The 18,750-nt window shown below is 65.0% G+C and carries 18 protein-coding genes and 1 riboswitch; of the genes, 6 read left to right on the top strand and 12 right to left on the bottom strand.

Translation table 11 applies throughout. The features are described 5' to 3' along the window. Positions 1 to 6 precede the first annotated feature (6 nt). The 3 genes from ACQR0W_RS32580 to ACQR0W_RS32570 all read right to left on the bottom strand — a co-directional run bounded on the left by ACQR0W_RS32580 (position 7) and on the right by ACQR0W_RS32570 (position 3,269). Positions 7 to 1,062 carry a lysylphosphatidylglycerol synthase domain-containing protein gene (locus ACQR0W_RS32580; RefSeq protein ID WP_315751236.1) on the bottom strand — a complete coding sequence of 352 codons (1,056 nt, stop codon included), beginning with the start codon at positions 1,060 to 1,062 and terminating at the stop codon, positions 7 to 9. Positions 1,063 to 1,564: 502 nt separating this feature from the next. Further along, complete coding sequence (locus ACQR0W_RS32575; protein ID WP_315717139.1) at positions 1,565 to 1,870, bottom strand: hypothetical protein; 306 nt, start codon at positions 1,868 to 1,870, stop codon at positions 1,565 to 1,567. Positions 1,871 to 1,874: 4 nt separating this feature from the next. Beyond that, positions 1,875 to 3,269: an OmpA family protein gene (locus tag ACQR0W_RS32570; RefSeq protein WP_316187461.1), complete on the bottom strand. Its 1,395-nt coding sequence runs from the start codon at positions 3,267 to 3,269 to the stop codon at positions 1,875 to 1,877. A 164-nt stretch (positions 3,270 to 3,433) separates the two neighbouring features. Here ACQR0W_RS32570 and ACQR0W_RS32565 point away from each other — a divergent pair, with 164 nt between their 5' ends. Both ACQR0W_RS32565 and ACQR0W_RS32560 read left to right on the top strand, forming a co-directional pair. Beyond that, a complete protein-coding gene (locus ACQR0W_RS32565) occupies positions 3,434 to 4,492 on the top strand; it encodes a polysaccharide deacetylase family protein (protein ID WP_315751232.1) in 1,059 nt (352 codons plus the stop codon). Between the two features lie 117 nt (positions 4,493 to 4,609). Next, complete coding sequence (locus ACQR0W_RS32560; RefSeq protein WP_315717136.1) at positions 4,610 to 5,419, top strand: SDR family oxidoreductase; 810 nt, start codon at positions 4,610 to 4,612, stop codon at positions 5,417 to 5,419. A gap of 100 nt (positions 5,420 to 5,519) precedes the next feature. Here ACQR0W_RS32560 and boxB read toward each other — a convergent pair whose 3' ends face one another. The 4 genes from boxB to ACQR0W_RS32540 form a co-directional block, all read right to left on the bottom strand. Then, positions 5,520 to 6,971 (bottom strand): benzoyl-CoA 2,3-epoxidase subunit BoxB, encoded by a 1,452-nt coding sequence (gene boxB / locus ACQR0W_RS32555; protein ID WP_315751230.1) that lies wholly within the window; start codon positions 6,969 to 6,971, stop codon positions 5,520 to 5,522. A 118-nt stretch (positions 6,972 to 7,089) separates the two neighbouring features. Then, on the bottom strand, positions 7,090 to 8,778 hold the full coding sequence (gene boxC / locus ACQR0W_RS32550) for a 2,3-epoxybenzoyl-CoA dihydrolase (RefSeq protein ID WP_315717134.1): 1,689 nt from the start codon (positions 8,776 to 8,778) through the stop codon (positions 7,090 to 7,092). A gap of 95 nt (positions 8,779 to 8,873) precedes the next feature. Then, positions 8,874 to 9,677: an alpha/beta fold hydrolase gene (locus tag ACQR0W_RS32545; RefSeq protein WP_316187462.1), complete on the bottom strand. Its 804-nt coding sequence runs from the start codon at positions 9,675 to 9,677 to the stop codon at positions 8,874 to 8,876. A 137-nt stretch (positions 9,678 to 9,814) separates the two neighbouring features. Then, complete coding sequence (locus ACQR0W_RS32540) at positions 9,815 to 11,353, bottom strand: benzoate-CoA ligase family protein (RefSeq protein WP_315751214.1); 1,539 nt, start codon at positions 11,351 to 11,353, stop codon at positions 9,815 to 9,817. Between the two features lie 109 nt (positions 11,354 to 11,462). On the opposite strand from ACQR0W_RS32540, the gene ACQR0W_RS32535 reads away from it, so the two are divergent. The 3 genes from ACQR0W_RS32535 to ACQR0W_RS32525 all read left to right on the top strand — a co-directional run bounded on the left by ACQR0W_RS32535 (position 11,463) and on the right by ACQR0W_RS32525 (position 13,125). After that, a complete protein-coding gene (locus tag ACQR0W_RS32535) occupies positions 11,463 to 12,383 on the top strand; it encodes a helix-turn-helix transcriptional regulator (RefSeq protein ID WP_315751213.1) in 921 nt (306 codons plus the stop codon). 129 nt (positions 12,384 to 12,512) lie between these two features. Next, positions 12,513 to 12,863: a PilZ domain-containing protein gene (locus ACQR0W_RS32530; RefSeq protein WP_315751212.1), complete on the top strand. Its 351-nt coding sequence runs from the start codon at positions 12,513 to 12,515 to the stop codon at positions 12,861 to 12,863. A 4-nt stretch (positions 12,864 to 12,867) separates the two neighbouring features. After that, positions 12,868 to 13,125: a hypothetical protein gene (locus tag ACQR0W_RS32525; RefSeq protein ID WP_315751210.1), complete on the top strand. Its 258-nt coding sequence runs from the start codon at positions 12,868 to 12,870 to the stop codon at positions 13,123 to 13,125. 2 nt (positions 13,126 to 13,127) lie between these two features. Here the strand turns inward: ACQR0W_RS32525 and ACQR0W_RS32520 are convergent, their stop codons facing one another. The 5 genes from ACQR0W_RS32520 to ACQR0W_RS32500 all read right to left on the bottom strand — a co-directional run bounded on the left by ACQR0W_RS32520 (position 13,128) and on the right by ACQR0W_RS32500 (position 17,680). Then, a complete protein-coding gene (locus ACQR0W_RS32520; protein ID WP_315751509.1) occupies positions 13,128 to 13,496 on the bottom strand; it encodes a hypothetical protein in 369 nt (122 codons plus the stop codon). Positions 13,497 to 13,618: 122 nt separating this feature from the next. Then, positions 13,619 to 14,824, bottom strand: coding sequence for an agmatinase family protein (locus ACQR0W_RS32515; RefSeq protein WP_316165610.1), 1,206 nt, complete (start codon positions 14,822 to 14,824; stop codon positions 13,619 to 13,621). 40 nt (positions 14,825 to 14,864) lie between these two features. Then, entirely contained in the window at positions 14,865 to 15,638 is a 774-nt protein-coding gene (locus tag ACQR0W_RS32510) for an ABC transporter ATP-binding protein (RefSeq protein WP_315827952.1), read from the bottom strand. Then, complete coding sequence (locus ACQR0W_RS32505; protein WP_316187464.1) at positions 15,638 to 16,459, bottom strand: ABC transporter permease; 822 nt, start codon at positions 16,457 to 16,459, stop codon at positions 15,638 to 15,640. Before ACQR0W_RS32505 ends, ACQR0W_RS32510 begins: the two co-directional genes overlap by 1 nt. Before the next feature lie 150 nt (positions 16,460 to 16,609). Then, a complete protein-coding gene (locus tag ACQR0W_RS32500; RefSeq protein WP_315717125.1) occupies positions 16,610 to 17,680 on the bottom strand; it encodes a putative urea ABC transporter substrate-binding protein in 1,071 nt (356 codons plus the stop codon). Between the two features lie 74 nt (positions 17,681 to 17,754). Continuing rightward, positions 17,755 to 17,856, bottom strand: a riboswitch (guanidine-I (ykkC/yxkD leader). A gap of 220 nt (positions 17,857 to 18,076) precedes the next feature. Between ACQR0W_RS32500 and ACQR0W_RS32495 the strand changes: the two genes are divergently transcribed. Further along, the gene (locus ACQR0W_RS32495) at positions 18,077 to 18,412 is read left to right on the top strand and encodes a hypothetical protein (protein WP_315827951.1); all 336 of its coding nucleotides are present in this window, start codon (positions 18,077 to 18,079) and stop codon (positions 18,410 to 18,412) included. Positions 18,413 to 18,750 lie beyond the last annotated feature (338 nt).

Genomic DNA, 18,750 nt, shown 5'->3' with positions numbered 1-18,750 from the left:
CTGGCGTCAGGCACCGGAATCGCTGCGTTTCCTCACAAAAGCGGCTTCCGGTGGGGGGCCCGGATCGAGGCTGAGCGCGGCCTGCCGCAGCCGTTTCGACCGCGTGCTGATGATAACCTCGCGAAACGTCAGCAAGATTACAGAAATGAGGAACGGCGCCAAATAATACAGCATCCGGAACAGGAGCATTCCGGCCAGCAGCTCCTCGCGGTCCATCTGCCACAGCCCGACCAGCATCGCGGCGTCGAACACGCCGAGCCCGCCGGGGGAATGGCTGGCGAAGCCGAGCAGGGTCGCCGAGACGAAGATCACGGCCACCACGACGAAGCCGAGATTGGGCTCGTCCGGCACCAGCACATACATCGCCAGCGCGCAGAAACCGAGGTCGATGATGCCGATCGCGATCTGCAGCAGGGTCAGGGGGCCGCTCGGCAGCACCACGGTCCACGGCCCGCGGCCGACCACGCGCGGCTTGGTCCATACCCAGGCGACATACCCCAACAGACCGACCAGGATCGCGATCGCCACCATGCGGTTGACCCAGGGCGGCAGCTGGTCGATCGAGGCGGCTGCCTCCGGATGATAGCTGATGCCGAGCCCGAGCACGGCCGCATTGCCGAGCCAGAACGTCAGGCCGGCAAGGAAGCAGATCTTGGCGACGTCGATGGCGTTCAGCCCATGGGCCGAATAGACGCGGTAGCGCACGGCACCGCCGGTGAAGACGCTGGCGCCGACATTGTGGCCGATCGAATAGCTGGTGAAGGCGGCCAGCGCGTTGACGCGGTAGGGCACGTGGTCGTGGCCAATCGCGCGCACCGCGAACAGATCGTAGAAGGTCAGCGTGAAATAGCCGGCGGCGACGAACAGCGCGGCGAGCGCGATCTGATGCGGCTCCGTGCTCTTGATCGCCTCGAGCACCTCGTAGGTGTCGATGCCGCGCAGCATGTGGTAGAGGACGTAGCAGGCGACCGCGATCACAGCGATGCTGATCAGCACGCCGAGCTTGTGCAGGACTTGCTTCTCGCGCAGGAACGTGGCCGCTCTGCGTATGGCTTCAAGCATCTACACCTCTCACCGTGATCCGATCACGACGGCCGGGGACGCCGCGCCCCGGAGGCCGCAGCATCATGTGCGCATACAACGCCCTCGTAGCGCGTTTCGACGCATTGGGGAACACGGAGCGTGCGAACAAAAGCGTACACATGGATATACTTAGCAGGCTTTGCGGAAATGCGATGCACCGTTTTGCCGCACATGAGGCAAGACATCAGGCAAAGGCATCGGACAAGGCATCATGCAGGACGGCGGGGCAGCGCACGTCCCCGCCAGCCTGCAAACCCCAGGTTAAACTTTGGTGAGGAACGCGAATCTCCGGGGCTTCCGGGGCGCCCAGCGGTTCGGCGGGTCAGCATGGCTCAACGATAAGCGCGAGCCGCGCGTTTGACAGGTTCGCGCCTCGTCAAACCTTCGTGTCTCGCAGTTGCGATGACCCGGGGCACGCGGACGGCGGGCGCGCCGCCGCAGTCTCGGCAGATGGCGTCGGGTGCAGTCCGGGGCGGCGGTCTCAGGCCGCCGATTTCGTCCGCATGCTGCGGATCACCACCAGCGCCCGAAGCCAGGTGCCGATGGCGCAGCCGACGAGGTAGGGCACGAACATGATCAGCAGCAGCTCGAGCCAGTAGCCGGCCCGGCCGGGAATCAGGCAGGCCACGGCCGTCGCGACCAGGCCGGCGGCCAGCGCCGCCAGCAGCCAGGTCAGCCAGCCCGACACGCGCGGGGCGCGATGCACCACGGCGACCCAGCCCATCGCCAGCCCGATGGCGAATGCGCCGGCCAGCCAGCCCCAGTGAAAGGCAACGAGATAGGCCATGACGTTACCTCACCACGAATTCGATGCGCCGGTTCTGCGCCCGGCCGTCGGCGGTGTCGTTGGCGGCGACCGGCTGGGTGCTGCCATAGCCGATCGCGCTGAAACGGTCGGCCGGCAGTCCGGCCTTGACCAGATAATCGACCACCGCCTGGGCGCGCTTCTGCGACAGCACCTGATTGGCGGCAGAGTCGCCGTCGGCATCGGTGTGCCCGATGATCTCGACATTGGCGGAGGGGCAGCGGAACGCGATCTCGACGAGGCGGTCGAGCAGACCGGTGGAATCCCTGTCGAGGTCGCTGCGGCCGGTCTCGAACCGGATCTTGGCCTTGCCGAGCAGGTCGGAGAACAGCTGCTGGCACACCGTGGGATCGACCGGGGCGGCTGCCGGCTTCACCGTGATGTCGGCCTTCACCTGCCAGCCCTGTGGGACATCTTTGGCGAGCCCGGTCCGGATCTGGGCCGCTGCGGCGTCGTAAAGCGCATCACCGGAAATCTTGATGTCACGATCGGACACTACCAGCGTGCCGGTCGACAGCCGCGACAAGGCGCCCAACGCCGGCACCACCGCATTCACGAAATTGGTTGGCGCGCCGAGGCTGTTCTTGAGATTGTCGACGACCTTCTCGCTGAAGAATTTGCGCGATGAAGAGCCGACGACGACGGCGTGGATGTTCTCGTCGGGAACGTTGCCTGCAAGCGTCACGGTGACCGCGACCGGGTCCTTGTAGGCCTGGAAGACATAGGGCGGCGCCTTGACCTCGTTGCTGGCGACCTTGAAGCCGTCCGGCAGCTTTCCGAGCGCGGCCGCGATCGCCTCGCGGCCGCCGAGCTCGCGCGCCATGCCGGACAATGTGACGTCGCCGTCGGAGATCGTGAACTTGCCGTCCTTCAGCTTGGCGATCTGGCCGATCAGCAGCAGCGCCGCATCCTCGAAGCGCGCCGGCGCGCCGCGTGCCAGGCCCATCTGATCCGCGACCTCCACGCCCGGCAACGCCGCCCGGGTCGCGTCCATCAGCTTGCCCTTCAAGGCGGGCAGCGGCGCGCTGCCGCCCAGCGTCACCCGGACGACGTCGCGCTCGGCCGACCAGACGAAGGGCTTGGCCTCGGGGACCAGCCGCGTCTCGTCGTTGACGAGCCGCACGCCGGCCACGCCGTCGACCGCAGCAACCGCATCGCGGCGTCCGGCCTCGGAAAACGCATTGGCGCGCAGCGAGACATCGCGGCCGTCCACCGTGATGCTTGTCCTGTCGAGCACCGCCCCCGTCAGGACGGCCGAACTGCGTCCGGCGAGATCATTCTCCAGGGGAACGGTGCTGGTCCAGGCCGCGAGGCCCCAAAGCACGATCAGCGGAATGACGCCAGGCCACCATTTCCCGCTCCACCTGAAAAGTCCGCGCATTCGTCATCCGTCGCATCGAGGAAGCAGAGAGAAAACAAACCCTTGCATGCCTGTCAAACCGGAAATGAGGAGCGCCGCACGGTACGTTGTGACCGCAGGCTAAGGTTTTCTTCAATCATTCGTCGGTAACCTTGTCCCGACACTCACCGGGCCGCATATTTCAGATGAGGCGATTTCGCAAAACCTTTATCCGTGCCGGCCTGGAAGCGCTGTATCTGAGCGGCGCGCATGTCTGGCTGCGCCCGATCTTCTCGGGCGTGGGTGCGATCTATACGCTGCATCATGTGCGGCCGCACCGCGACGCCGATTTCCAGCCCAATTGTCACCTCGAGGTCACGCCGGATTTCCTGCGCGAGATGTTGTCGCACCTGCGCGACCACGACATCGAGATCATCACCCTCGACGAGTTGCACAGCCGGCTGGTGGCGAAGGACTTCTCGCGCCGCTTCGCCTGCTTCACCTTCGACGATGGCTATCGCGACAATCGCGACTTCGCGCTGCCTGTCATGCGCGAGTTCGATGCGCCGTTCACCATCTATGTGACGAGCGATTTCGCATCGGGACTGGGCCGGCTCTGGTGGGTGACGCTGGAGCGGCTGGTCGCGAAGACTGACGCGATCGACATCGAGATCGGCGGGCTGTCGCTGCAGCTCGATGCATCGACGCCGGCAGCCAAATGCGTGACGTTCCAGCGCCTGCACGACTGGCTGCGCGCACTGCCGGGCGAGCACGACGTCCGGCGTGAGATCAGCGCGCTGTGCGCGCGCTACGACGTCGACGAGGCCTCGATCTGCCGTGAGCTCTGCCTGTCCTGGGACGAGCTCCGGGCGCTTTCGACTGAGCCATTGATCTCGATCGGCGCGCATTCGATCAGTCACTGCAATCTCGCCAAGCAGACCGAGGAGACGGCGCGCATCGAGATCGCCGACAGCCGCACTCGGATCGAGAACGAGTTGCAGCGGCCGGTGCTGCACATGGCCTACCCCTACGGCGACCGCGCCGCCGCTTCCCAGCGCGAATTCGTGCTGGCGGCCGCGAGCGGCTACAAGACCGCCGTCACCACCCGGCCCGGCATGATCTTCGCGGAAAGCGCCGATCATCTCACGGCCCTGTCGCGCGTCTCGCTGAACGGCCATTACCAGGACGCCCGCGTGCTGCCGGTGCTGACCTCGGGCGCGGCCACCGCGATGTGGAACGGCTTTCGCCGCATCGACGCGGCATAGCCCCGCCATAACGTTGCCCTCCGATTGAATTGCGGCGAATTCGTGCGACTGCGTCTCACTTGACGTGCTGGCGCGTCCCGCTCACAAGCGCGCATGACATAAGGAAAGGGAGGCTTCATGCTCAGGAACTTGTTCTCACTCGAAGGACGCATCGCGCTCGTCACCGGCGGCTCGCGCGGCATCGGCAAGATGATCGCATCCGGCCTGCTCGCGCATGGCGCGGCGAGGGTCTACATCACCGCGCGCAAGGCAGGGCCCTGCGAGGCGACCGCCAAGGCACTGACGACCGAATATGGCGGCGAATGCGTCGCGCTGCCGATCGACATTTCGACGATGGCCGGCATCGAGACGCTCGCGGGCGAGATCAAGAAGCGCGAGCCCAAGCTCGACATCCTCGTCAACAATGCGGGCGCGGCGTGGGGCGCCGACTTCGACGAATTCCCGGAGAGCGGCTGGGACAAGGTGATGAACCTGAACCTCAAGACGCCGTTCTTCCTGACCAAGGCGCTCGCAGCTCCCTTGCGTGCGGCGGCCAGCGCCGAACGGCCGGCAAAGGTCATCAACATCGCCTCGATCGACGGCATCTTCGTCAACCCGCTCGAGACCTACTCCTATGCGGCGAGCAAATCCGGCCTGATCCATCTGACGCGGCGCATGGCGGCCAAGCTGATCAAGGACCACATCGTGGTGACCGCGATCGCGCCCGGACCGTTCAAGTCCGACATGAACAAGGCCGCGCGCGACAACGCCGACGAGGTCGCCTCGCGCGTGCCCGCTGGGCGCATCGGCACCGACGAGGACATGGCGGGGACGGCGATCTTCCTCGCCTCGCGCGCGGGCGACTACGTGGTCGGCAATACGATCGCGGTCGATGGCGGCATCGTCTACGCGAACCCCGGCATTCCGGGCGCGGGCTGGGACAGCTGAGAATAGCGAATAGCGAATAGCGAATAGCGAATAGCGAATAGCGAATAGCGAATAGGCTACTTCCCCTATTCGCTACTCGCAACTCGCTATTCGCCTCTCATCAAGTTTCGATCTTCACGTACTCGAAGTCCCCCGGCTTGTTGTCGATCCCGACCTTCGGGGGCGCGATCCACGAGGCGTATTCGCCGATCTCGGTGACCGGCTTCATCAGCGAAGAGATGTAGGCGCCGTCGTCGGCCGACGGCAGCCAGTCGCCCTTGCGCTTCGCCCACGTGCCCTCGTCGATCAGGATGCCGTCGGGCGTCGCATGGACGTCCTTGAACTCGCCGATGGCGCGGTGGAAGGCGGTATGCGGCAGCTTGAGCTGGAAGTCGTAGCCTGCGGTCGTGATGATCTTGTTCCAGCGCAGCAGGCCCTTGACGCAGTCCTGCGAGTAATCGTCGCGCAGGCGCATGTTGAGCGCGGTCAGCGCCGGCTCGTCGACCCGCTTGATCTCGCCGTCGACCAGCTTGAGCACCGGATAGGTCGAGTTCTTGAGCTGGTGATCGTCCTGGATCTGGGTCTCGTGATAGCGGCCCTTGATGCCAGCATTGAAGGCATTGGCCGCGTTGGTCGAGACCTCCGAGCCGAACAGGTCGAGCGACAGCGTGTAGTGCAGGTTCAACTTCTTCTGGATGGTCGGCAGGTCGATCACGCCCAGCGCGCGGACCTTGGCGATGTCGGTGGGATCGTCGATCCCGGCCTCGCGCATCGCCTCGACCGTGCGCTGGATGACGCGGCCGACGCCGGTCTCGCCGACGAACATGTGATGCGCCTCCTCCGTCAGCATGAAGCGGCAGGTGCGCGACAGCGGATCGAAGCCGGACTGCGCGAGCGAGTGCAGCTGCATCTTGCCGTCGCGGTCGGTGAAGTAGGTGAACATGAAGAACGACAGCCAGTCCGGCGTCTTCTCGTTGAAGGCGCCGAGCATGCGCGGGCTGTCCGCATCGCCCGAGCGGCGGCGCAGCAGCTCGTCGGCCTCCTCGCGGCCGTCGCGGCCGAAATATTTCTGCAGCAGGTAGACCATCGCCCAGAGGTGACGGCCCTCCTCGACGTTGACCTGGAACAGGTTGCGCATGTCGTAGAGCGACGGCGCCGTCTTGCCGAGATGGCGTTGCTGCTCGACCGAGGCCGGCTCGGTGTCGCCCTGGATCACGATCAGGCGGCGCATCAGCGCGCGATATTCGCCGGGAACCTCCTGCCAGGCCGGTTCGCCATAGTGCTCGCCGAACGGGATCTTGCGATCCTCTTCCTGCGGAGCCAGCAGGATGCCCCAGCGATAGTCGGGCATCTTGACGTAATCGAACTTCGCCCAGCCGCGCGGATCGACCGAATAGGCCGTGCGCAAGTACACCAGCGACTGCTGGAAGCCCTCGGGGCCCATGTCGTTCCACCAATCGACGTAGCCGGGATGCCAGCCTTCCAGCGCCTTGAGGACCTGGCGGTCCTCGGCGAGATTCACGTTGTTCGGAATCTTGGTCGAGTAGTCGACGTTCATGATGTTCATGTTCATGGCGTGCCTCCCTGAAATCTTCCCGGTGGTCATGCCCGGCCTCGTGCCGTGCATCCACGTCGTTCGTCTCGATTAGCTCGCGGATGGCCGGGTCAAGCCCGGCCATGACGGATGATAACTACACGCGCGTCATGTCATATTGCGGCCGCTCGCCGGTGCCGTAGCGCCGGAGTGCGCCCTCCTCGCCGACCGCATTGGGCCGCTGGAAGATCCAGTTCTGCCAGGCGGTGAGGCGGGCGAAGATCTTCGATTCCATCGTCTCGGGGCCGGCGAAGCGCAGATTGGCTTCGAGACCGGTGAGGCTGTCCGGCGAGAAGCTGGCGCGCTCCTCGAGGAAGACGCGGATCTCGTCCTCCCAATCGATGTCATCCAGCGCGAAGGTCACGAGGCCGAGTTCCTCGGCCTCATCGGCTTCGAGCGGCTTGCCGACCTGCTCACGCACACGCGCGAGATCGGTGGGATCGGCGAGGAAGCGCGACTCCAGCCGGGTCAGGCCGTGACTCATCGGATAGGGACCGAAATTCATCGCCGACAGTTCGATCGCCGGCGCCGGGCGGTTGTCGCCCTGGATGGTGCCGATCAGCATGTAGGAGCGGTCGGAAGCGAACACCAACTCGGCGAGCGTGCCGGCGAAGCAGGAACCGGGCTCGACCAGCGTGACCAGCGTGCGCGAGGTGACGTCGATGCGCTTCAGCACCCGCTTCCAGTAATGCCTGACCTCGTTGACCAGCCAGTGCGCCTTGTTGGCCTCAAGGAACGCGTCATGCGCGAGCACCTTGTCGCGATCGCCATGCGACTTGAACACCAGCATAGCGATGCCGAGCTCGTTGATGCGCAGATGCAGGATGGCATCGTCGAGCTCGCGCGCGACCTGCAGCGGCCAGAAGGAGGCCCCCTGCGCGATCATACCGTCGATGTCGGCCGGCGGCGCAGCTTCGGGGGCCGTGATCGTGATCGTGGCGATGCGGGCGGCGCGGTCGATGTCGACATTGACGAAGCCGTAACGCACGCTGCTCGCGTCAATGATGCGCTTCAGCGGCGTGAGCGCGACACCCTTACCGCTGCCGTTGCGCTTGGAGGCCGCCGCGAACTCCCTGGCGCGCTCAGCGACCTTGGCGTCGACCTTGGAGTTCGGCGCGATCTCGTCGACGAGGCGCCATTGCACGGCGCGCTTGCCCTTGACGCCCTCTTCCGTCGTGCAGAACGCGTCCGCACGGTCGCGGCGCACCTTGCGCTTGTCGACGACGCGCGTCAGGCCGCCGGTGCCGGGCAGCACCGCGAGCAGAGGCACCTCCGGCAGCGACACCGAGGAGGAGCCGTCGTCGGCGAGGATGATGTGATCGGTGGCGAGCGCGAGCTCATAGCCACCGCCGGCCGCGGTGCCGTTCACCACGGTGATGAAGCGCTGGCCGGAATTCTCGGATGAATCCTCGAAGCCATTGCGGGTCTCGTTGGTGAACTTGCAGAAGTTCACCTTGTGGGCGTGGGTCGCGCCTGCAAGCATGCGGATGTTGGCGCCGGCGCAGAACACGCGCGGCTTGGCCGAGCGCAGCACCACGACCTTCACTTGCGGGTGCTCGAAACGCAGCCGCTGCACGGCATCGGCGAGCTCGATGTCGACGCCGAGATCATAGGAATTGAGCTTGAGCTGGTAGCCCTCGAACAGGCCGCCATTCTCGTCGACGTCCATGGCGAGCGTCGCCACCTCGCCGTCGATCGAGAGCTTCCAATGTTTGTAGCGGGAGGGATCGGTCTGAAAATCGATGAACGTCTTGCCTCCCGCGAGCACGCGGTCTTCCCCGGCCATGTGTCACCCTTCGTTGGAGTGCTTATCGTTGAGATGCACAATAATTCATGTTATGGCTGGCGTCTACGACAAAAAGCCGAAACATGCACTTTGTTTCATGTTCGTGATGCCGAGGCCGGCAAGGTCGCGGCCGCGAACTCGGCAATGACCCGCAAGGTGGCGTCCGGCGCCTCGCGATGCGGGGAATGGCCAATGTTGGGCAGCATCGTCACCTCGACCGGGCAGTAGCACTCCTCCTGGATGATCTCGACCTGGCAGATGGTGCCGTACTGGTCGTCGACGCCCTGGATCACGACCACGGGAACGCGGATGTAGGCGAGGTCGCCGGTGATATCCCAGGCCCGGAATGCCGGATCGAGCCAGGCGCCGTTCCAGCCGTAAAACGCGTTGTCGACGTCCTTGTGCCAGCGGCCGAGCTTGGTGCGCAGTTCCGTGGTTTCGTAAGTGGTCTTGATCGCGGCGATCGACGACACAGAGATGTCCTCAACGACCACATGCGGCGCGATCAGCACGATGCCGTCGAGGCGATGGTCGGCGTGGCTGCCCCCGTAGATCGCCGCGATCGACGCACCATCGGAATGGCCGACGAGAAGACCGCGCTGAAAGCCGATTTGATCGAGCAGCTTCGGCAGCACATCGCGCGCCTCGCGCTGCATGTAGTCGAGCGGCCGCGGCAGAGACACCGGGCTGGAGGCGCCGTAGCCGGCGCGCGAATAGACGAACACGGAAACACCGGTGGCTTGCTGGAGCTTGTCGGGAAAGTCGCCCCACAGCCCGACCGAGCCGAGCCCTTCATGCAGCAGCACGATGCACGGAGCGTCAGAGGGCTGTGCACCGATCAGGCGATATTCGAGATCGGCGGAATCGATGGTGAGGAAGCCGTTCGATGAAAGCTGCACGGGTCACTCTCTCCTTCGTCATGCCCGGGCTTGACCCGGCCATCCACGTCTTTCCTGTCGAGGCGGAATGGATGGCCGGGTCAAGCCCGGCCATGACGACAGCCAAGAGCAGGACCACTCCCGAGAGTGGGGGCCAACTACTGACCCGCTCCCTCACGCAGCTTGAAGCGCTGGATCTTGCCGGTCGCGGTTTTCGGCAGGCTGTCCACCACCTCGATCCAGCGCGGATATTTCCACGGGCCGATCTTCTGCTTGACGTGTTCCTTCAGTGCCTCGTGCAGGGTCGAGCGATCGACGCTCGGGCGCAGCACGACATAGGCCTTCGGCTTCAACAGCCCCTCCGGATCGGCTTCCGGCACCACGGCAGCCTCGAGCACCGCGGGATGCGTGATCAGCGCGCTCTCGACCTCGAACGGCGACACCCAGATGCCAGAGACCTTGAACATGTCGTCGGAGCGGCCGCAGAAGGTGTAGCGCCCGTCGGCGTCGCGGACATATTTGTCGCCGGTGCGCGTCCAATATCCCTCGAACGTCGAGCGGGTCTTGTGGCGCTGATTCCAGTAGCCCTCGCCGGCGGACGGTGCATGCACCAGCATCTCGCCGACCTCGCCGTCCGGCACGTCCTGGCCGGCCTCGTTGACAAGACGAACCTGATAGCCCGGCACGGGGCGCCCCGATGAGCCGTATTTGATGTCCCCGGGCACGTTGGACAGGAAGATGTGCAGCAGCTCGGTCGAGCCGACACCATCGAGAATGTCGACGCCGAACCGCGCCTTCCAGGCATTGCCGACCGATTCCGGCAGCGCCTCGCCGGCCGAGGTGCAGATGCGCAGAGCGCTGCCGGCCTTCTCATGGCGCAGCGACTCATCGTGCAGCATCGCGGCGAACAAGGTCGGCACGCCGTAGAAGATGGTCGGATTGTAGCGGTTGAGGAGCTTGAACATCAGCGCCGGCGTCGGGCGCTCGGAGTTGAGGATCGTGGTTGCGCCGACCGACAGCGGGAAGGTCAGCGCATTGCCGAGGCCATAGGCGAAGAACAGCTTTGCGGCTGACAGACAGACATCGCTCTCGCGGATGCCGAGCACTTGGCTGGCATAGGTCTCGGCCGTTGCGGCGAGATTGCCGTGCAGATGGCGCACGCCCTTGGGCATGCCGGTCGAACCGGATGAATACAGCCAGAACGCAGGCTCATCCTCGTGGGTCGCGACCGTGTCGAACTGATCGCTTTCGCGCGCGAGCTCCTCGGTGAGCAGCTTGTGGCCGAAGGCATTGGCGCCGGACACGACGACGCAATCGAGATCCGGCATCCGGCCGACAATGTCCTTCACCACCGGATACAGCGCCTCGGACACGAACAGCACGCGGGCGCGGCAGTCGGCGAGCACATACGCGTATTGTTCAGAGGTCAGCAGCGTGTTGAGCGGCACCGGGACGACGCCCGCGCGCATGGCGCCAAGAAACACCGCGGGGAAATCCACCGTATCGAGCATGATCATCGCCACGCGCTCCTCGCGGCGGACGCCAAGGCGGCGCAGCATGTTGGCGACGCGGCAGGTCTGCTGTTGCAGACCGCGATAGGTCAGCTCCGAGACCGTGTCCGTGTAGGCGAGCTTGTCGCCGCGCCCCGCCTCGACATTGCGGTCAAGCAGCCACGATACCGCATTGTACGACTTCACGGCATTCTCCCCGGATTTTTGAATTATAATTCATACAAGGCCACCAACATCGCTTGCTGTCAATCCTCCCCGGCATTATGTTTCCTACTCAAAAGAGTGCCTCAGGGATATGACGCCACACAGCGATGCCCCGCGCGACGACGGCCAGTCCGCGGCCGAGACCGATTTCCTCGACCAGCTGGGCCAGCGGGTGCGGCGGATGCGCGGCCTCGCCGGCATGTCGCGCAAGGTGTTGGCCGAGGTCTCCGGGATTTCCGAGCGCTACATCGCCCAGCTCGAGAGCGGCAAGGGCAATGTCTCGATCGTGCTGTTGCGCCGCATCGCCAACGCGATCAACGCGCCGCTCGACGACATCATCCCCGGCGGCGAGCCATCGCCGGACTGGCCGGTCATTCGCGATCTCCTGAAGAAGGCAAGCCCGAGCCAGATCGCCGAGGTCAAGGAGCTGCTTGCCGGGGGCGCATCGGCGCCGCTGCGGCGTTCGTTTTCAGGCATTGCGCTGATCGGCCTGCGCGGTGCCGGCAAATCGACGCTCGGCAAGATGCTGGCGGAGCGGATCGGCTGGAGCTTCGTCGAGCTGAACAAGGAGATCGAGCGGCAGAACGGGCTTTCGGTTGCCGAGATCATCGCGCTCTACGGCCAGGAAGGCTTTCGCCGCATGGAGCAGGCCGCCCTGGTGCAACTGCTCGCGCGCAAGGAGCCGATGGTGCTGGCGACCGGCGGCGGCATCGTCTCCGAGCCAGTCACCTTCGACCTGATCCTGACCTCGTTCTACACGATCTGGCTCAAGGCCGAGCCGGAGGAGCACATGGGGCGCGTGCGTAAGCAGGGCGACCTCCGCCCGATGGCCGACGACCGCTCGGCGATGGCCGAGCTGCGCAACATCCTGGCGAGCCGCGAGCCCCTGTACGCGAGGGCCAACGCCGTTGTGGATACCGCAGGTCTATCAGTCGATGCGGCTGCCGCGCGGCTGGGCGAAGCGGTGAAGCCGGTCATCGCCAATGAGGCGCGCATGTTCGCGCGGGGGTGAACTCGCGCAACGTCAATGCCGGCACGTCGCGGCATCCGCGTTAACCACCGCCGTCATTTTCATACCGCCGATGGTGGCCACACACCCTCCGATTGCTTAATAGATCGTTAAGTGACTGGAGGACGCACCATGGACAATCGTCGCAGCGAGGCTCGCCAACGCGTCTATTATGGCGGCGTTCTGACATTCAACGCTGGCAGCTCGACGCTCGCCTGCATCGTCCGCAACTTCAACAACCGCGGCGTCAAGATCGAGCTGGACGGGACGGTGCTGCTGCCCGACCGGGTCGACGTCACGATCGAACGGCGCGGATGGTCACGTCAGGCACGCATGATCTGGCGCGACGGTGCCGGCGCCGGCCTTGCCTTCGACCAGGATAGCGAGGTCATCTCGCTGGAATGGGCGCGCAGGTTGCGCGAGCGCGAGCGCACCAACAAGCGGCTCAAATCCCGACTCGAACAGATGCTGTCGGGATACTGAGCGCATGTCCGAGGCCTCGCGAGAACAAGAGCACCTGCTGCTTGCAACTGCCGATGCGCCGCAGAGCCCCGCTCGCGCTGCCGAGCTTCAGCCGCGATCATCCTGGCTGCGGCGCGTCGCCCTCCTGCTCGCCGCTCAATATGTCATCGTGCTGCTGATCGGCATCGCGGCCGCGTCCACCGTGCGATCCTATGTGCTGCCGGAGGTCGTCGACCGTTTCGAGGCCGTCGCAGCGGCGCTCAAGCGAACGCCGCTGCCCTAAGCTCATTCCCTCTCCCGCAGCTCCGCATAGGTCAGCGGCGTCAGGCCGGCGCCGTCGAAATAGATGAAGCGGAGGCGGCGGCGGCGCGAGATGAAGTTCGACGGCAGCGGATCGTAGCGGAAGGTGCTGCCGCCGAGATGCGGGGTGAGGCTGCCGACATCGGTCAGCGCGTCGATCTCGACGCGCAGCAGCTTCAGGCTCGTGCCGTCGCGCAGGATCTCGAACGGGATGCGGGCCAGCCGCAGGAAGCTGGTCGGATCGGGCGCGGCGATGAAGCCGTCGACGAAGGCAGCTTCGACCTTGTCGAGATCGGGCTCGACGACCGGCGCGGGCTTGGCGCCCTCAGGCTGATGCGGCGTCTGCCATTGCACCGGCGAACGGTGGCCGTGCGGATGGTTGTGGCCGGGGCCATGCGTCGGATGGTCGTGATGATGATCGTGGTGATGATCATGATGATGGCCGTGATGGCGGTGATGATGACGCATCGCGGACCTCAGTAGCTGACCGGCTTGTTGATGATATGCTTGTGGCTGCCAAGCTTGCCGTGGGCGACCATCGAGCCGAGCGCCTCGACGACGACGCGGACGCCGATCAGCGCGGTAATGTCGGAGGTGTCGTAGGGCGGCGAGACCTCGACCACTTCGAGCCCGCACAGGCCCTCGGCGGCGACGAGACCCAACAGCTTGAGCGCCTCGCGCGGCAGGAAGCCGCCGGGCTCCGGCCAGCCGGTGCCGGGCACGAAGCCGCAATCGATGGAGTCGACGTCGAACGAGATGTAGACCGCGTCGGCATCCTTCCAGGCCAGCTCGAGCGCGATCTCGGCGGTCTTCTCAAGGCCGATCTTCTCGATGTCGGCGATGGTCAGCACGTTGGTGTTGCGCTTGCGCGCGACCTCGACGCCCTCGCGCGGCACCTGCCAGCCGCCGATGCCGAGCTGCACCAGATTGGTCGGCGACACGTTCGGCAGGTTGGTCGCCCAATACCATGGCGTGGTGTGCATGCGCTCGTCGAGATCCTTCTCCTGGATGTCGATGTGGCGGTCGAAATGGATGATGCCGATCCTCTTGTCGGTGCACTGCGCGATGCCGCGCACGCAGGGGAAGCCGATCGAGTGATCGCCGCCGAGCATGATCGGCAGCGCGCCGGACGAGAACACATGCGCGACGCCGCGGCTGATCTGGTCAAAGCTCTTTTCCAGATTGGCGGGAATCGTGAAGACGTCGCCGGCATCGCACAAGGTCATCTGCTCGCGCAGGTCGACGCCGAGCTCGTAGTTGTAGGGCGTGTAGAGCGCGGAGATGCGGCGGATGCCCTGCGGCCCGAAGCGGGTGCCGGGCCGATAGGTGGTGCCGGAATCGAAGGGGATGCCGATCACCGCAGCGTCGTATTTGCCGACGTCGCGGACGTTCTCGACATACGGCGCCTTCATGAAGGTGTTGATGCCGGCGAAATGCGGCAGCTCGCCGCGGGCGAAGGTCGGGATGTCGCGGTCCGTCAGCGTGTCGGCGCCGGGCAGGCCCATGTCGAGCGCCCATTGTCGCTCCTTGCGCCAGCCGTTGGTCGGCAGCTTGCCCTCGGCCTCCAGCGCCTGCCAGCCTTGCGTGGCCATCTTGTCGAAGTCCGGATGGTGACGGCGCATGCACCGGCGCTGCGAGTGCAATCCGGCGCGGCGCGACCGGCGCATGAATGGGAATGACATGGAGACTCTCCTTCGTTTCTTTCGACGTTTCTTGAACTGACTATTGCGTCGCCTGCAGGCTGGCGCGGATGAATCCGAGCACGGGCACGGCGCTGTCGCGGGTGAGATCGAGATCGTAGGTGATGCGCGCGCCGAACCGCTCCGGCGCCTGCGGATCCTTGCGCGGACGGTCGAGCGCGATCAGCCGCGTGGCGAGGCCGAACGCCTCCTTGATGTCGTGGGTGACCATCACGATGGTCATGTTGTGCTGGCGCCACAGCGGCTTGATCAGCGCATGCATCTGGGCGCGGGTGCCGGGATCGAGCGCGCCGAAGGGCTCATCGAGCAGCAGCACGCGCGGCTGCTTCGCCAGGGCCTGCGCGATCGCCAGGCGCTGCTGCATGCCGCCGGACAACGCGCTTGGATATTTGTCGCGATGCTCGGCCAGGCCGACGGCCTCGATCAGCGCGAGGCTCTTCTCCATCGCCGCCTTGCGCGCCGATCCGAACAGCCGCGCCGTGAACGGGCTGCCGGCAAGCTCGTAGCCGAGCAGCACGTTGCCGAGCACGGTCAAATGCGGGAACACCGAGTAGCGCTGGAACACGATGCCGCGGTCCGGTCCGGGCTCGGCCGGAAACGGCCGGCCGTCGAGCAGCACCGCGCCCTGGCTCGGCCTCTCCTGGCCGAGGACCAGGCGCAGGAAGGTGCTCTTGCCTGCGCCGGACGGGCCGACGATCGACAGGAACGTGCCGGAGGTGATCTCGAGATTGATGCGCTCGAGCACGACCTGGTTGCCGTATTCGACCCAGACGTTGCGGAAGGAGAGCGTGCTCATCAGCGGCTCCCTCGCGCATATGCCCACGGAAAGGCGTGCCGTCCGAACCAGACCAGCGCGTAGTCGAGGATGTAGGCAAGCAACGTGATCCAGACGACGTAGGGCAGGATCACATCCATCGAGAGATAGCGCCGGACCAGGAAGATGCGGTAGCCGAGCCCGACATCGGAGGCGATCGCCTCGGCCGAGATCAGGAACAGGAAGGCGGGCCCGATCATGAGCCGCAGCCCCTGGATCAGGCGTGGCATGATCTGCGGCAGCACAACGCGGATCGCGACCTGCCAGGTCGAGGCGCCCAGGGTCTGCGCCTTGATCAGCTGCTCGCGCGGCATGTTCTGCACCTCGAGCGAGAGGTCGCGCACCAGGGTCGGCGTGACGCCGATGATGATCAGCACCACCTTGGACAGCTCACCGAGGCCGAACACGATGAACAGAACCGGCAGCACCGCCATCGGCGGGATCATCGACAGCACCGCAATCAGCGTGCCGAAGCCGGCGCCGGCCACCGGCAGCAATCCGATGGCGAGGCCGAGCACGAGGCCGATGGCAGCGGAAATGCCGAGGCCGAGCCCGAGGCGCTGCAGGCTCGCCGACGTGTCGGACCACAGCACGTAGTCGCCGGAGCGGCGATCCGGCTCGGTCGCGAGCCGCTTGGAGGTCGCGACCATCTCGGAGACCGGCGGCAGCAGCTTGTCGTCGGGATTGTCCGCGCGCCGCTGCGCCGATCCGACCACGTAGATCAGCGCGATCAGCAGGAACGGCAACAGGGCCAGCAACAGCCGGCTGCCCCGGTTCGGAACGACGTTCATGGCACGCGGCATCAACAGGCTCCCTCAATCCTCATGGTGAGGGGCGCGTCAGCGCCGTCTCGAACCATGAGGCCCCGATGTGGGCCTCATCCTTCGAGATGCTTGCGCTCGCGCAAGCTCTTCAGGATGAGGGGTGGCACCGGCGGCGGTCCAGGAAGCGGATCAGAGCTTCCCTTCGGCCGCCATCTTCATGAAGGTCGGATCGAAGCGCAGCTTGACATTGCTGGCCGCGCCCAGCGCCTTCGTCGGCGTGGAGATGCCGACCGCGTCCTTCGACTTCACGTTCTCGCCAAGCAGGTTGTGATCGAAGCAGAAGGTGCGCACGAGATCCATGATCTTGGGCAATTCCGGTCCGGTCACGAAGGCGAGCGCGTCCTTCGGCTCGTAGTACATGAACGTCGTCTTGAGCTGGGTCTCGAAGCCGGCGAGATCGGTGCCCGACAGCTTGGCCATCGCCTCGCGCGCGGCCTTGCCCTTCTCGCTCTGGTCCTTCATCAGCGCGATGGTCTCGTACCAGATGCCGACCAGCGCCTTGCCGAGCTCCGGATTGTCCTTGAGCGTCGCGCTGTTGACGACCAGGAGATCCTCGATCTCGCCGGGGATCTTGCTGGAATCGAACACCAGCGTTGCCCCCGGCTCGGCCTTCACCTCCAGCAGTTGCGGATTCCAGGTGACCACGGCCGTCGTGTCCGGCGACTTCGCGGCGGCGACGATGTCGGCGTCGGAGGTGTTGACGGTCTTGATGTTCTTCTCGGACAGTTTCGCGGTCTCGAGGCCGCGCGCCAGCAGATAGTGCGACACCGAGAGCTCGACGAGGTTGACCTTCTGGCCCTTGATGTCGGCCATGGTCTTGCCCTTCTTCAGCACGACACCGTCATTGCCGTTGGAGTAGTCGCCCATGATGATGGCCGACGTGTCGACGCCGCCGGCAGCGGGGATGGTCAGCGCATCCATGTTGGTGACGGTGACGCCGTCGAACTTGCCGGCGGTGTACTGGTTGATCGACTCGACGTAGTCGTTGATCTGCGTGATCTTGATCGAGATGCCGTATTTGTCCGCCCACTTCTTGACGATGCCGGACTCGGCCGCATAGGGCCACGGCATCCAGCCGACATAGATCGTCCAGGCGATGTTGAATTCCTTCTTCTTCTCAGCTGACGCTGATGACAGCGATGCGGTCGCCAGCGTCGATGCAGCGAGCAGTGCAACAAACAGATTTCGCGCTTTTCCCATGTCCAGTCCCTCATCGGTTTTATGACCGCGGACTGGCATGAAGAACCTCGTGCCTGCCAAGCGCGGCCACTGAGGTCTCCCGGGTTTTTATCCCGCCGTGCACCAGGGCTCTCCCCTGGCGGCTGCTCTCGGACCAGCATTCTCGATGGAGAACCGGAACCCTAGCTGCCAACTCTGAGCAACGAGGGGAGCAATCCGCGTGCCAGGGAAAAATGCTTGCGATTCAACGGAACCAGCGGCACGCTGTGCTCAAAAATTCGGCACTCAGAATTCTTCTTGGGCGAGGTGGCGCATCAGCCGACGCCGGCCATGCAACGACAGCATGAACCGTCCGGTGCACGGGGGCGACATCATCAGGCAGGCCCGTCAGTCGCAGTGGCTTGGAGTCTCGTTGATATGATCAGGTCTTCCGGGATCGCATTGGCAACCATTCTGGCTCTCAGCCTCGCCGCCGAGGCAGCCTTCGCGCAGAGCGCGCCCGCTCCCGATACGCCGGCGCAACCTGCTCCCGCCGCGAGCCCCACCCCGACAGCCACTCCGGCACCAGCCGCCTCGGCCGAGAAACCTGGCGACGCCAAGCCGGCCAGCGAGGCGGCCGCGCCGAAGAAGAAGCGGACGAGGACCAGCACGCGCAAGGAAGTCGAGGACTCCCTGCGCAGCGGCACGGTGCCGTCGCGCTATCGCAGCCGGGTGCCGAAGGAGTACCAGAAGTACATCCCGTTCCATCGCTGAGGTCTAGAGTGGCGGTGTCATTTTCACGATGACTCCGACGATCAGCATGAAGGCGAGACACAGCCCCGTCTCAAGGTCGGAATGACCAGACCAGAAGCCGCGCAAGCCGGCCACGGCCTTCTGTGGTGATTCGATTCGGATACGAGGTGCACGCATTTGTTCAACCTCTGATAAAAGGAAAAACAAACTACTACCCTGGAAAATTAATCCCGTCCAAGCCGCACCTCAATGCGAAAAATCAGCGCATGTCGGGGCAGCAGTCAAAATCTACGCCCGACGCCCGACGCGATGTTGATTTGAGTCAATCCGCTTCCACGTCGGAATAGCCGGCAGCGCGC

The organism is Bradyrhizobium sp. HKCCYLRH1034 (genome assembly GCF_051168375.1).
In the GTDB taxonomy this organism is placed as follows: domain Bacteria; phylum Pseudomonadota; class Alphaproteobacteria; order Rhizobiales; family Xanthobacteraceae; genus Bradyrhizobium.
The sequence above is the reverse complement of the archived record's forward strand: the minus strand, read 5'-3'. Positions and strand labels throughout refer to the sequence as shown.

Excerpts from the sequence above, each read along its gene's own strand:
- ACQR0W_RS32560 (WP_315717136.1), top strand. The coding sequence starts at position 4,610 with ATGCTCAGGAACTTGTTCTCACTCGAAGGACGCATCGCGCTCGTCACC.
- ACQR0W_RS32535 (WP_315751213.1), top strand. The coding sequence starts at position 11,463 with ATGACGCCACACAGCGATGCCCCGCGCGACGACGGCCAGTCCGCGGCC.
- ACQR0W_RS32575 (WP_315717139.1), bottom strand. The coding sequence starts at position 1,870 with ATGGCCTATCTCGTTGCCTTTCACTGGGGCTGGCTGGCCGGCGCATTC.
- ACQR0W_RS32510 (WP_315827952.1), bottom strand. The coding sequence starts at position 15,638 with ATGAGCACGCTCTCCTTCCGCAACGTCTGGGTCGAATACGGCAACCAG.
- ACQR0W_RS32500 (WP_315717125.1), bottom strand. The coding sequence starts at position 17,680 with ATGGGAAAAGCGCGAAATCTGTTTGTTGCACTGCTCGCTGCATCGACG.
- boxC (WP_315717134.1), bottom strand. The coding sequence starts at position 8,778 with ATGGCCGGGGAAGACCGCGTGCTCGCGGGAGGCAAGACGTTCATCGAT.
- ACQR0W_RS32570 (WP_316187461.1), bottom strand. The coding sequence starts at position 3,269 with ATGCGCGGACTTTTCAGGTGGAGCGGGAAATGGTGGCCTGGCGTCATT.
- ACQR0W_RS32505 (WP_316187464.1), bottom strand. The coding sequence starts at position 16,459 with ATGCCGCGTGCCATGAACGTCGTTCCGAACCGGGGCAGCCGGCTGTTG.
- ACQR0W_RS32530 (WP_315751212.1), top strand. The coding sequence starts at position 12,513 with ATGGACAATCGTCGCAGCGAGGCTCGCCAACGCGTCTATTATGGCGGC.
- boxB (WP_315751230.1), bottom strand. The coding sequence starts at position 6,971 with ATGAACATGAACATCATGAACGTCGACTACTCGACCAAGATTCCGAAC.
- ACQR0W_RS32515 (WP_316165610.1), bottom strand. The coding sequence starts at position 14,824 with ATGTCATTCCCATTCATGCGCCGGTCGCGCCGCGCCGGATTGCACTCG.
- ACQR0W_RS32580 (WP_315751236.1), bottom strand. The coding sequence starts at position 1,062 with ATGCTTGAAGCCATACGCAGAGCGGCCACGTTCCTGCGCGAGAAGCAA.
- ACQR0W_RS32525 (WP_315751210.1), top strand. The coding sequence starts at position 12,868 with ATGTCCGAGGCCTCGCGAGAACAAGAGCACCTGCTGCTTGCAACTGCC.
- ACQR0W_RS32495 (WP_315827951.1), top strand. The coding sequence starts at position 18,077 with ATGATCAGGTCTTCCGGGATCGCATTGGCAACCATTCTGGCTCTCAGC.
- ACQR0W_RS32565 (WP_315751232.1), top strand. The coding sequence starts at position 3,434 with ATGAGGCGATTTCGCAAAACCTTTATCCGTGCCGGCCTGGAAGCGCTG.